Annotated in this window: 6 protein-coding genes; 2 read left to right on the top strand and 4 right to left on the bottom strand. The window is 61.1% G+C overall.

What is annotated here, in order from left to right:
• Positions 1 to 30: 30 nt before the first annotated feature.
• From FDG13_RS06945 to FDG13_RS06930, 4 genes are all read right to left on the bottom strand, one after another.
• The gene (locus tag FDG13_RS06945) at positions 31 to 942 is read right to left on the bottom strand and encodes a hypothetical protein (RefSeq protein WP_180126075.1); all 912 of its coding nucleotides are present in this window, start codon (positions 940 to 942) and stop codon (positions 31 to 33) included.
• Between the two features lie 367 nt (positions 943 to 1,309).
• Complete coding sequence (locus FDG13_RS06940; protein ID WP_180126074.1) at positions 1,310 to 2,455, bottom strand: ABC transporter permease; 1,146 nt, start codon at positions 2,453 to 2,455, stop codon at positions 1,310 to 1,312.
• A gap of 2 nt (positions 2,456 to 2,457) precedes the next feature.
• Positions 2,458 to 5,292 carry a ribosome-associated ATPase/putative transporter RbbA gene (gene rbbA / locus FDG13_RS06935; protein WP_370528178.1) on the bottom strand — a complete coding sequence of 945 codons (2,835 nt, stop codon included), beginning with the start codon at positions 5,290 to 5,292 and terminating at the stop codon, positions 2,458 to 2,460.
• A 6-nt stretch (positions 5,293 to 5,298) separates the two neighbouring features.
• Positions 5,299 to 6,270, bottom strand: a complete 972-nt coding sequence (locus FDG13_RS06930) for an HlyD family secretion protein (RefSeq protein ID WP_180126072.1) — start codon at positions 6,268 to 6,270, stop codon at positions 5,299 to 5,301.
• A 410-nt stretch (positions 6,271 to 6,680) separates the two neighbouring features.
• On the opposite strand from FDG13_RS06930, the gene FDG13_RS06925 reads away from it, so the two are divergent.
• Together FDG13_RS06925 and FDG13_RS06920 are read left to right on the top strand one after the other, a co-directional pair.
• The gene (locus FDG13_RS06925; protein ID WP_180126071.1) at positions 6,681 to 9,158 is read left to right on the top strand and encodes an EAL domain-containing protein; all 2,478 of its coding nucleotides are present in this window, start codon (positions 6,681 to 6,683) and stop codon (positions 9,156 to 9,158) included.
• A gap of 190 nt (positions 9,159 to 9,348) precedes the next feature.
• Positions 9,349 to 12,954 carry an EAL domain-containing protein gene (locus FDG13_RS06920; RefSeq protein WP_180126070.1) on the top strand — a complete coding sequence of 1,202 codons (3,606 nt, stop codon included), beginning with the start codon at positions 9,349 to 9,351 and terminating at the stop codon, positions 12,952 to 12,954.
• The last annotated feature ends 43 nt before the right edge of the window (positions 12,955 to 12,997 follow it).

Here is a 12,997-nt window from a genome sequence, read left to right as displayed (position 1 = left end):
GCTCCCTTCGCAATCAAGCGCAATGAACCATTAGCCCTTAATAGCGCCAGCAGCAAGGGCCAGCAACGTTTGAACGTGCGGCTTCGCCAGTTCACCCAGGATGCTGCCCGCTGCGCCCTCAGCAACGGTCTTGATGCTGAGGGCTGTGGCTTTGATGATTTCCCACTTCGGCTTCGGTGAAGTGGCTTGCGCCTTCAGGGTCGCCAGTTCGGCCCGCAGTTCGTCGGCTACATCGCCTTGTACGGCACCACGGTCAAGGGCAGCGCCCAGGGCTTCGATCAAGCCGCGCAGTGCATCAAGGTCGGTGCCCGTGGTGGGGTTGGCTTGGGTCTGGGTTGATCCGTTGGAACTGATCTGAATCTGCGAGCCCGACACGTTGACAAAATGAAAATGCTGTTCTTGCACGGCTTGCTTCTCCTGTTGCGTAAAGGACATTCCTTCACCGATGATCCCGCGCCCTTCAAGGTCTAGCGCCCAATCAAGAATGCGGCTTCTGACACGCTCTATCACGCCGGTCACTTGTATACAAGAGAACTTCAAAAATGGGCGCGTTGCGTATCCTGACCCCTCTTGCATCATGCACATAAGAAGCTGTTCACCATCGGGAGGAAAGTAGCGCCGCAACATTTGGCCACTTTGAGAGAACTGAATGAGTTCTGGGATGGATTCGTACAGCTTCATATTCGTCAACATGTCCGCGATTTCAGGCGGAACCATGAACGGAACCGATTTGCGATAAAGATCCTCCGCAAACAGGTGCCCGGAAATTACCCGATAGTCGGGAACCTCTCCATCGTAGCCATTTAGCTCGGAATTGATCCAGCACACAAGCTCAGGGACAGCAAGGCGGCGGGCCACGACAAGGGCGCGGCGCAGTAGGTTAGCTGTTGATACGGCTGGTGAGCTTGCCATATCGACAAGCTCGGGCACGAGTGCAGGCATGTTCTCCCCTTTGGTTGCATGCATCGGGTGGAGGCGCTGGTTGACAGTGTGGCGTGGCCTTGGTGGCACCCATTGCAGGTGGCCACATTATCCGTAGGGTACGGGGACAACTTTCACTGCTGACTTGTCAGATGAGGCCTGCAGAGTTCGGACCGCCCTGTTCGCGCTCCAACAGCGACAATCAGCAGGGGATGGGTTGGAGCGGCGGCTGAACCCATCTCCTACCACCCACAGCCGGTGAGCCCCCTCAACAAAGCGCCATGGCTTTCTGTCTGCTTTGCAACCGCAGACAACGATGACACTTCCAAGGCTTTTTGGCCTCCAGCCCTTATAGATAAAGGGCAGATAGCTATTATTTCTGAACGACTCAAGCCTGCGTCTGCGTCACCGAGCTGCGAAAACGCCGCAGCGCCGCGACAAAAAACACGCTGCCCACACCCAGCATACAGAGCATGTCAAACCACACCACGCCCAGCCCGGCGCCCCGGTACAAAATGGCCTGCGCCAGCCGCACAAAGTAGGTGGTGGGTGCGGCCAGCATCAGGTGTTGCACCAGCTCCGGCATGCTTTCACGCGGCGTCACACCGCCTGAAAGGAGTTGCAGCGGGATGATGGTCAGGATGATCAACAAGCCCAGCTGCGGCATCGAGCGCGCCAGCGTGCCCAGATAGATGCCGATGGACGCGGCCGCAAACAGGTACAGCGCGGCAGCACCCACAAACAGCGTCACCGACCCGGCAATCGGGATCTTGAGCACCAGCTGCAGCACCACCGTCATCGCAAAAATCACGCCCAGCAGCACCGCCAGCCCGTTGGCCCAGATCTTGGCCAGCATGATCTCGTAAGGGGCCAGCGGCATCACCAGCAGGTGCTCGATGGTGCCGTGTTCACGCTCACGAATCAGCGCGGCACCCACCAGGATGATGGTCAACATGGTGACGTTGCTGATCACCTCCATCACCCCGCCAAACCATTTGCCGTTGAGATTCGGGTTAAAGCGCACGCGGGTCACCAACTGGATCGGCAGCGCCGTGCTGTCGCGTTTGCCAGTCAAAAATTCGGTGATCTCGGCGCTGGCAATCGACTGGATGTAACTCGCCCCGATGAAGGACTGGCTCATGTTGGTGGCGTCGATGTTGAGCTGCACCTCGGGCTGGCGCCCGGCCACCAGGTCACTCTGGAAGTGGGCTGGGATGATCAGGGTGAAGGAGTACAGGCCCTTGTCCATCGCCGCATCCATCTGGTTCAGTGCCATCTGCTGCGGCAGCTTGAAGTAGGGCGGGTAAAGCGCATCCACCAGGCGGCGCGACAGCGGGGACTGGTCCTCGTCCACCACCGCCACCGGCGCGTTGTGCAGCTCGGTCGAGGTCGCGGTGGACGCCACATAAATGCCGCCTGAGAACGCCCAGATGATCAGCAACAGCAATACCTTGTCGGCGACCAGGCTGCGCAACTCTTTGATGCCCAGACGGTAGATGTTGGACAGGCTGGCGACAAAGCGATTGGCAGCCATGCTCATTTCTCCTGCTTGCGCAGCAGCACCAGGCTCAGCAAAGTCAGCACCGGGATAAAAGCCGCCAGCGCAGCGAACTGGCCCATCAAATCACCAAAACCCAGCGCCTTGGTAAACACACCCCGGCAAATCACCAGAAAGTAAGTCGCCGGGAAAAACTGCCCGATCCAGTAACCCAGGCCTTCGAGCGAACTCACCGGCGTGGTCAGCCCGGCAAACTGCACCGTGGGCAACATGGTCAACAAGGCGGTGCCAAACAGCGCGGCAATCTGGGTGTTGGTGAAGGTGGAGATCAGCAAGCCGATGCCGGTGGTGGCGGTCACATACAACAAGGCGCCAAAACTCAGCGCCAGCACACTGCCCTTGACCGGCACCCCAAACACCACCACCGCCTGCAACAACAGCAAAAAGAAGCTGACCATCGACATGGCGATGTAGGGCAGTTGTTTACCCACCAGAAACTCCAGTCGGCTCACCGGCGTGACATACAGGTTGGTGATGGAGCCCAGCTCTTTTTCACGCACCACACCGAGCGCCATCAGGATCGCCGGGATGAAGATCAGCAGCAGCGGAATCACCGCGGGCACCATGGCAAAAATGCTTTTGAAATCCTGGTTGTAGCGGTACCGCAGCACCAGTGAGGCGGCCTGCACTGGCGCGGAACCGGTCGCCTCCGTGATCAACTCGTTCACATACTGGTAGTGGAGACCTTGCACGTAACCACGGATGGTTTCACCACGAAACGGCATGGCGCCGTCGATCCAGACACCCACCTCGGGATGGCGCCCGAGCCGCAGGTCGCGCCCAAAGCCCGCTGGCAGCTCCACCGCCAAAGACAACTCGTCGCGGCGCATACGCTCGTCAATGTCATCGCTGCTGGTGAGGGCGGGCTGCTGGATGAAGTAGCGCGACCCGGCAATGTTTTGGACATAAGCCCGGCTCTCGGGCGACTGGTCGCGGTCGAGCACGGCAAAACGCAGGCCTTCCACGTCGAGCGAAATGCCGTAACCCAGCACAAACATCAGCAGCACCGAGCCCAGGAGGGCAAAAGTCAGGCGGATCGGGTCGCGGCGCAACTCCAAAAACTCGCGGTAGGCGTAAGCCAGCAGGCGGCGCAGGCTGAAGGCCGTATGGGGTGGGTTGACACGTGGCGTGACAGGTGCTCCTGTATTTGTATCGCTGCTCCCTTTATCGACAAGGGCTAGAGTCGCTTTTGATGCATCAGTGGCGGGCTGTGAATCACCGGTCACGGCTGGGGTGACCTCTGATGGCGGTGCTGCGCCAGCGGGCGCAATGCCGCTGGCTTCTTCGAGGTAGCTGATAAAAGCGTCCTCCAGCGTGGCCGCGCCGCGTGTTTGCCGCAGCGCTTCGGGGGTGTCGCTGGCCAGCACACGCCCGGCGTGCATCAAAGAGATCCGGTCACAGCGCTCGGCCTCGTTCATGAAATGGGTCGAGATAAAAATGGTGACGCCCTGGCTGCGCGACAACTCGGCCAGCAGTTCCCAGAACTGGTCGCGCGCAATCGGGTCCACGCCCGAGGTGGGTTCGTCCAGGATCAGCAGCTTCGGGCTATGCACCACCGCCACCGCGAGTGACAGCCGCTGGCGAATGCCCAGCGGCAACCCGGCGGCGGGTTCATCCAGATACGCACCGAGCGAAAACCGTTTCACCAATTCGTCCAGCCGTGCGCCAATGGTGTCGGGTGGCAAGTGGAACAAATGGGCGTGTAAGTCCAGGTTTTGCCGCACCGTGAGTTCGCCATACAGCGAAAACGCCTGCGACATGTAACCGACCTGTTTGCGGGTGTCCAGGTCGCGGGCATTCACCACCTTGCCAAACAAGGTGGCCTGACCTTCGGTGGGCGGCAGCAGGCCGGTGAGCATCTTCATGGTGGTGGTTTTGCCACAGCCGTTGGAGCCCAAAAAGCCAAAGATTTCGCCGCGTTCGATGCGAAAACTCACGTCGCTCACCGCGGTGAAGTCGCCAAACCGCTGGGTCAGGTGGCTGGCCTCGATGGCAGGCGGGCCGCTGCTGGGCTGGCGCGGTGGCATCACCAGCGTGTGGTGGGCCTTGCGCTGCTCGGCTGGCAGCAGGGCGATGAAGGCTTCTTCCAACGTGGTTTGACCGGTTTTGGCAAGTAACTCGGCCGTGCTGCCGGTGGCCAGCACGCGCCCGGCGTCCATCGCCACCAGCCAGTCAAACCCCGCGGCTTCTTCCATGTAGGCGGTGGCCACCACCACACTCATGCCGGGACGGCGGGCACGGATGTTGTCGATCAGCTCCCAGAACTGGCGGCGTGACAGCGGGTCGACCCCGGTGGTGGGCTCGTCCAGGATCAGCAGGTCGGGGTCGTGGATCAATGCGCAGCACAGGCCGAGTTTTTGTTTCATGCCGCCCGAGAGTTTGGCCGCCGGGCGGTCGCGAAACGGTGTCAACCCGGTGCTGGCCAGCAGCTCGGTGATGCGTGTGGCACGCTCAGCCGCGTTTTGCCCAAACAGGCGGCCAAAAAAGTCGACGTTCTCAAACACAGACAGTGTGGGATAGAGGTTTTTGCCCAGGCCTTGGGGCATGTAGGCAATACGCGGCTGGGTTTGGTTGCGCTGCTTGCGGTCTGCCATGTCGGCACCCAGGGCGCTCACCTGGCCAGTTTGAATCTCTCGCGCACCGGCCAGCAGCGCCAGCAGGGTCGATTTGCCAACCCCGTCTGGGCCAATCAGGCCCACCATACAGCTTGCGGGCAAGTCCAGCGTGATCTGGTCAAGCGCCAGCACTTTGCCGTAGCGCTGGGTCACACCCCGCAAGCTGGCGACGCTGCTGGTGGGTGCGGGGGTGTTCACGGCCAACTACCGCAGTTGCAAATTCTTCGGCCAGGGTGCTTGGGGGTCGGTCAACACGTAGGCCAGGCCAGGCATGCCGCCTTTGGTGATCTGCTCATGCTGGGCCAGCCAAGTGGCGTCGACCTTGACCTTGACACGGAACATCAGTTTTTCACGCTCGCTGCGGGTCTCCACCTCTTTGGGTGTGAACTGGGCGCGCGGCGCCACAAAGCTCACGCTGGCGGGCAGCACCTGCTCGGGCAAAGCGTCCAGCACAATACGCGCCGGGCTGCCAATGAGCACTTTGCCAGCATCTGCGGCGGGTAAAAAGATGGTCATGGACACATCCGACATGTTCAAGAGGGTCAACAGCTTGGAGCCAGCCGCCAGCACCTCACCCGGTTCGGCCAGGCGGTAGAGCACGCGCCCGGTGATTGGCGCCTTAAGCGTGGTGTCGTTGACAGTGGCGCTCAGGCTCTCGCCACGGGCCACTGCCGCCTGTGTGGCGGACTCGGCCTCGGCCACCTGCATACGTGCCGCAGACAGCCCGGCCAACGCGCCTTGCTGGGTGTTGCGATCACGGTCAAGCGTGGCACCGCTGATAAAGCCCTTTTGCACCAGTTCTTGTGAGCGTTGCAGGGTGATACGCGCCAGCGCCATATCTGACTCGGCCTTGGACACACCGGCTTGCGCGGCACGGGTGGCTTGTTGTGCCTGGCGCACCTGGGCCTGAGCGGCGCGCCACTGGGCGGCAACGTCATCGGCATCAAGGGTGGCCACGGTCTGGCCCTGGGCCACTTGGTCACCTTCGTGCGGGATCAGGCTGGCCAGCCGCCCACCGACCTTGGTGGCCACATCCACCTCGGTGGCCTCCAAGCGGCCATTGCCAAAAGACAGGCCCTGCGGCAACTCGGGTGCTCGCATCTGCCAGATGGCAAAGGCACCGCCCAAGGCAGCCACCAACACCAGCGTTATGACAATTTTTGACTTGGTGGACATGGTTTTTTGTAGATGGGTTCGAAACGTGAATAGTCAAGGAATTTTTTGACGTGGGCAGGGCGAGGACAGACGCTCTGGATGCTAGACCTTGCTGGCAGACCGGACCGTGCGTCAGCACCCATTGGGTAACGCCGTGACACACGGCTGCCAGAGGCAGAGATTGAGCGTGATATATTGCCACAGCCCTTATCCCAAAAGGAATGATTGCTACGATAAATGTACTATCCCGCCCGTTTGACAGGTCTGACATACTTGACACAAGGTGATGGCTTATGCTCTGCGGGTGGCTGCAGATAGGCAGCGTGCAGGCCCGGTCTGACAAGATGTATGTCTGACCACCGGCCATGGCGACGGGATGACCAAGCGTGTAGGGACCCTATTTGAGTGGGCAACCACGGGAAAAGTTTGACATGAGCGATGAGAACAAACAGCTGCGGGCCGCCATCGACTGCATGCACACGCCGATCTACATCAAGGATCTGGACGGGCGCTACCTCTACGCCAATGATGTGGCTTGCGCCATGCGTGGTCTGCCCCGCGATCAGGTGATTGGCAAGCGTGATGTCGATCTGTTCCCGCCAGCTGCCGCAGACATCATCAGAAGCCACGACCAGCAGGTGATCAGCAGCGGCCAGCCCGCCACCTTGGAGGCCTTCTTGCCCAGTCTCGGGCATGAAGGTGTTCGGTGTTATCTGAGCTTCAAACAAGCCCTGTTGGATGAGGCTGGGCAAGTCAACGCGGTGGCAGGCATCGCCGTCGACATCGATGAACGCAAGCGCAAAGAGGACGAACTCGAGGCCCTGAAAAACCGTTTTGCCGCCACCCTGCAGGCGATTCCTGACCTGATGTTTGAAGTGGACCTGGAAGGCCGTTACCACGCCCACCACGTGCCCCGAGAGGACTGGAGTCTGGTTGCCCCTTCCAAACTGCTCGGGCGCTCAATCCGAGAGGTGCTGCCAGCGCCAGCCGCCGACATCTGTTACCAAGCCCTGCAAGAGGCCTTGGAGAACGGCTTTTCGATCGGCCACCAATACAGACTCGATCTGGAGCGGGGACCCGAGTGGTTCGAGTTGTCGGTCGCGCAGAAAACGCCTGTTGCCGACGAGCCGCCACGTTTTATCGCGCTCTCCAGGTGCATCACACGCCGCAAGGTGGCCGAACAAGCCTTGCAGGAAAGTGAGTCCATGCTGCGCGCCATCGTCGACAACACCCCGGTGGCCTACTGGGCACGCGACCTGGACGGGCGCTGCATCATGGAAAACGCCACCGCTGTCCAGTTTGTCGGCAGCCAGTTGGGCAAAACATTGGAAGAGTCCGGATGGCAAGAGGACGATGTGAGCGTCTGGCTGGCGCAAAACCGCCGCGCCTACGCCGGTGAGGTGGTCGAGGTCGAATACGAATCTTATTCTCTGCGCCATGGCGCACTGCGGGTCTTTCATGTGGTGCTCTCACCGATCCGGGCCGGTGATGCCATTGTTGGCATCGTTGGCTTCAGCCAGGACATCACCGAGCGCAAACGCCATGAACAACGGATCCACCAACTGGCCTTTTTTGACCCGCTGACCCAGCTGCCCAACCGGCGGCTCATGTTTGACCGGCTGGAACATGCGCTGGCCACCAGCACCCGGCATCGCCGCATGGGCGCTTTGCTGATGATCGACCTGGACCACTTCAAGGAGCTCAACGACACCCATGGCCACACCACCGGCGACGGGCTGCTGGTGGAAGTGGCGGCCCGCTTGGGTCGCAGCATTCGCCAAGGTGACACCACCGCCCGCTTAGGGGGCGACGAGTTTGTGGTGATCCTCGAAGACCTCGGTGGCGCCCAGGGCAGCCCGGTGCAGGCCGCCGCCATTGCCACCAAGATCAGGGATGCCTTGAACCAGCCGTTTCAGCTGGCCGCCGGGCCCCAGGGTGAGGCCATCACCTACCACTGCTCTGCCAGCATCGGGGTGGCCCTGTTTGGTGATGTGGAGACCTCGGCCACAGAGTTGCTGCGCCGGGTGGACACCGCCATGTACCAGGCCAAAGCGGCCGGGCGCAACACCTTGCGTTTTTTTGACCCGGCAATGCAGGCCGCAGCCAGTGCGCGCGCGGCCATGAACGCTGATTTGCATGAGGCCCTCGGGCTGGGCCAGTTTGAACTGCACTACCAGGTGCAGATGAACGAGCAGCGCCAGCCCATCGGTGCCGAAACCCTGCTGCGCTGGCGCCACCCGCAGCAAGGTATGGTCTCGCCAGCCAGTTTTATTGCCCTGGCCGAAGACACCGGCCTGATTGTGCCGCTGGGCAACTGGGTGCTGGAAACCGCGTGTCGCCAGCTGGCCACCTGGTCAAAGCACCCTGAGCTGGCCCAGCTCAGTCTGGCGGTCAACGTCAGCGCACGGCAGTTTCGCCAGCTCAACTTCACCGACCAGGTGCAGCAGCTCTTGGTCAGCACCGGTGCCCCGGCCAGCAAACTCAAGCTGGAGCTGACCGAAAGCACCCTGATCGAAGATGCCGACGCGGTGGTCCAGCGCATGGAGGAGCTGCAGGCCCTGGGCATCCGCTTCTCGCTGGACGATTTCGGCACGGGGTATTCCTCCCTGGCATACCTGAAGCGCCTGCCACTGGCCCAGCTCAAGATTGACCAGTCCTTTGTGCGTGATCTGCTCACCGATCACAATGACGCGGCGATTGTCAAAACCATCATCGCTCTGGGCAACAGCCTGGGCCTGGACGTGATTGCCGAAGGGGTCGAGACCGAAGCGCAGCTGGCTTTTCTGGCTGAACATGGCTGCCGTGAATACCAGGGTTATCTGTTCAGCAAACCGGTGCCGTTGGCCGCGTTTGAGCACCTGTTGCTGGCCATGAGCACCCACCCACCGAGCCAGAAAATTTGTCACTAAAAACACGGCGAGGAGTAAACTTTCCCGACATCGCCTGGTGACCCCCCTCGACGCCACGCTGGCGTCACAAGCCAAGCACCTCACTCTACTTGAGCACCCGCGTCTGGCCGGCGCCCACTGCCACCAAGAGCCGACGCAGCTGATCAGGTAGCTTGCCTCGCATCTGCACTTTTGGAAGGCAATGCCGCTTATGGGCCTGAAGTTTTTTCAGTTGCGCTCCCTCAAAACCCGGGTGACCGTGCTCACACTGCTGCTGTTTGTGGTGAGCACCTGGTCGCTGGCTTGGTATGCCAGCAGGATGCTGCGCACTGACATACAACAGGTTTTGGGTGAACAACAGTTCTCCACCGTGTCGGGCATTGCACGTGAGCTCAATGAGCACCTGAATGATCGCCAACGGGCCCTGGAAACCATTGCCAAAAGCATCAGCGCAAATCTCCTGAGGAACCCAAACGCATTGCAGGCCATGCTCGAGCAACGTCCGTTGGTGCCGCTCATGTTCAATGGGGGGGCTTTTATCACCGGGCTGGATGGCGTGGCCATCGCCGATGTGCCACGTTCAGCCGGGCGGGTTGGCACCAACTACATGGACCGGGAGTCGGTGTCGATCCCTCTGCGAGAGGGCAAAACGGTGATTGGCAAACCCGCCATGGGCAAGAAGCTGGGGGCACCCATCTTCAGCATCACCGCACCCATTGTGAGCAATGACGGCAAAACCATCGGCGCGCTGGTGGGCGTGATCAACCTGGGTCAAGCCAATTTTCTCGACCAGATCGCCCAGACCCGCTACGGCAAGACCGGCAGCTACCTACTGATCGCACGCCAACACCAGCTGATCATCACGGCGTCGGACAAAACCCGTGTCATGCAGCCCTCGCCCGCGCCGACACTCAACACCATGCACGACCGCTATATGCAGGGTTTTGAGGGCTACGGGCTGGCCGTGAGCTCACGCGGGGTGCTGGAGTTGTCGGCCGCCAAGGCCATTCCTTCGGCCAACTGGATCGTGGTGGCCACCTTGCCTGCCAAAGAAGCTTTTGCCCCGATGGATGACATGTTGCAGCGGCTGTTTATCAACGCGGTGGTCTTGACCGTGCTGGCCGGTGTGTTGACCTGGTGGCTGATCAGCCGGTTGTTGCAGCATCAACTCGCCCCGATGCTCTCAGCCAGCCGGGCGCTGGTTCACCAGACCCTCAGTGACCAGCCCGCACAGCTGCTGCCGGTGCAGCGACAGGACGAAATCGGTGAGTTGATTGGTGGCTTCAACCTGCTGCTGGAATCCTCCGCCAAGCGGGAAAACGCCTTGGTGCAAAGCGAGGGGCGTTTCAGACAGCTGTTTGAAAGAAATTCCTCGGTGATGCTGCTGATTGAGCCAGCCTCGGGCGACATCGTGGATGCCAATGCGGCGGCGCTGGACTATTACGGTTATTCGGGCCAGCAGCTGGTGGGCATGAACATCAGCGCCATCAACACCTTGCCACGTCGACAAGCGGCCGAGCAAAGGCAAAGTGTCTTGAACGGCAAACGCAACCATTTCCTGTTTACGCACCGCCTGGCGTCGGGCGAGTTACGTGACGTGGAGGTCCATTCCACACCGATTGAAACGCAAGAGCGCCGTTTGCTGTTTTCCATCATCTACGACGTGCACGAGCGGGTACAGGCGCAAAAGGCGCTGCAGGAGAGTGAGCAGAACCTCGCCATCACCTTGCGGTCGATTGGGGACGCTGTCATTGCCACCGACCCGGCGGGCCGCATCACCCGCATGAACCCGACCGCTGAGCAGCTCACCGGGTGGCCACTGGCTGACGCGATCCACCAGCCACTGGCGGAGGTGTTTCGCATCATCAACGCAGAAACACGCCTGACGGTGCCCGACCCGGTGCAGCTGGTCATGGCACGCGGCCATGTGGTTGACCTGGCCAACCACACCGTGCTGCTGGCCCGCGACGGGCAGGAATACCAGATTGCCGACAGTGCCGCGCCGATCCGCGACGCCACGGGTGTGATCGTGGGGGTGGTGCTGGTCTTCAGCGATGTCACCGAAAGTTACCAGGCCGAGCTGGCGCTGCGGCTCAGTGAACAAAGGTACCGCTCCCTGCTGGACCACCTGTCTTCGGGCGTGGTGGTGCACAACCCAGACAGCTCCGTCCTGTATGCCAATGCCACGGCGGCCACCCTGTTCGGGCTGACTCTGGATCAGATGTTGGACAAAACCGCAACCGATCTGGACTGGCCGCTGCTGCAGGAAGACGGCACCCCCATGCTGGCACAAGACTACCCGGTCAACCGGGTGCTGGCATCGGGGGAGTCGCTCAAGAATTATGTGGTGGGCGTGCACCACGCCGGTCAGCCAGCGCCCAGTTGGGCGCTGTGCAGTGCCTTCCCGCTGCGGGATGCCGAACACACCCTGCTGCAGGTGGTGGTGACCTTCACCGACATCACCGAACGCAAGTTGCAGCAAAGCCAGTTGGAGCACATTGCCCATTTTGATGCCTTGACCAACCTGCCCAACCGCGTGTTACTGGCTGACCGGCTGCAGTTGGCGATGGTGCAGGCCCAGCGGCGCGGGCAACAGCTGGCGGTGGTTTTCCTGGACCTGGACGGTTTCAAAAACATCAACGACCGCCATGGCCACGGTGTTGGCGATCAGTTGCTGATCTCACTGGCCAAAGCCATGAAAGACAGCCTGCGTGAGGGCGACACGCTGGCGCGTATTGGTGGGGACGAGTTTGTGGCGGTGCTCAGTGACCTGGACAACCTGCCCAACTGCGTGCCCATGTTGGCCCGCTTGCTGGAGGCCGCTGCGGCACCGGTGCATGTGGGCGAGTTGCTGCTGCAAGCCTCGGCCAGCCTGGGTGTCACCTTCTTCCCGCAAGCCCAGGAGATTGATGCGGACCAGCTTTTGCGCCAGGCCGACCAGGCCATGTACCAGGCCAAAGTGGCGGGCAAAAACCGTTACCACATCTTCGATGCTGCGCAGGACACCTCGATTCGCGGTCACCACGAAAGCCTGGAACGCATCCGCCTGGCGCTGGCCCAGGACGAGTTCGTCTTGTATTACCAGCCCAAGGTCAACATGCGCCGTGGCCAGGTCGTCGGGGTGGAGGCGCTGATCCGCTGGCAACACCCTGAGAAAGGCCTGCTGGCGCCCGGCGCGTTTTTGCCGGTGATCGAAGACCACCCGCTGGCCGTGGCGGTGGGTGAATGGGTGATTGACACCACCTTGAGCCAGATTGAGCGTTGGCACGAGAGTGGGCTGGACCTGCGCCAGGTCAGCGTGAACGTGGGGGCGCGCCAACTGCAACAGGGGGACTTTGTGGAACGCCTGCAATTCCTGCTGGCCAAACACCCCAAGGTCAACCCGGCCAACCTGCAGATCGAGGTGCTGGAGACCAGCGCCTTGTCGGACATGGCGCTGGTCTCGCAGGTGATCGAAGACTGTGCACGTTTTGGGGTGATGTTTGCGCTGGACGACTTTGGCACCGGCTACTCATCCCTCACCTACCTCAAGCGCCTGCATGTCAACATCCTCAAGATCGACCAGAGTTTTGTGCGCGACATGCTGGAGGACCCGGACGATCTGGCCATTTTGCAAGGTGTGATCGGCCTGGCCGCCGCCTTCAAACGCCAAGTGATTGCAGAAGGTGTCGAGACCGTGGCGCATGGCACCGCGCTGCTGCACCTGGGCTGCGAGCTGGCCCAGGGTTATGGCATTGCCCGGCCGATGCCTGCGGCGCAATTGCAGGCCTGGGCAGCAGCCTGGCAGGCCGACGCCGCCTGGTCTGAGCTGGCCTGAACGCCAGCACCGGCCTCGCGCCCACGGCTTTTAAGTCTTTTAT

The sequence above is a fragment of the Rhodoferax sp. BLA1 genome (assembly GCF_013416775.1).
In the GTDB taxonomy this organism is placed as follows: domain Bacteria; phylum Pseudomonadota; class Gammaproteobacteria; order Burkholderiales; family Burkholderiaceae_C; genus Rhodoferax.
The sequence above is the reverse complement of the archived record's forward strand: the minus strand, read 5'-3'. Positions and strand labels throughout refer to the sequence as shown.

Coding starts and splice junctions, on each gene's coding strand:
- FDG13_RS06920 (WP_180126070.1), top strand. CDS start 9,349: ATGGGCCTGAAGTTTTTTCAGTTGCGCTCCCTCAAAACCCGGGTGACC.
- FDG13_RS06945 (WP_180126075.1), bottom strand. CDS start 942: ATGCCTGCACTCGTGCCCGAGCTTGTCGATATGGCAAGCTCACCAGCC.
- FDG13_RS06925 (WP_180126071.1), top strand. CDS start 6,681: ATGAGCGATGAGAACAAACAGCTGCGGGCCGCCATCGACTGCATGCAC.
- FDG13_RS06930 (WP_180126072.1), bottom strand. CDS start 6,270: ATGTCCACCAAGTCAAAAATTGTCATAACGCTGGTGTTGGTGGCTGCC.
- FDG13_RS06940 (WP_180126074.1), bottom strand. CDS start 2,455: ATGGCTGCCAATCGCTTTGTCGCCAGCCTGTCCAACATCTACCGTCTG.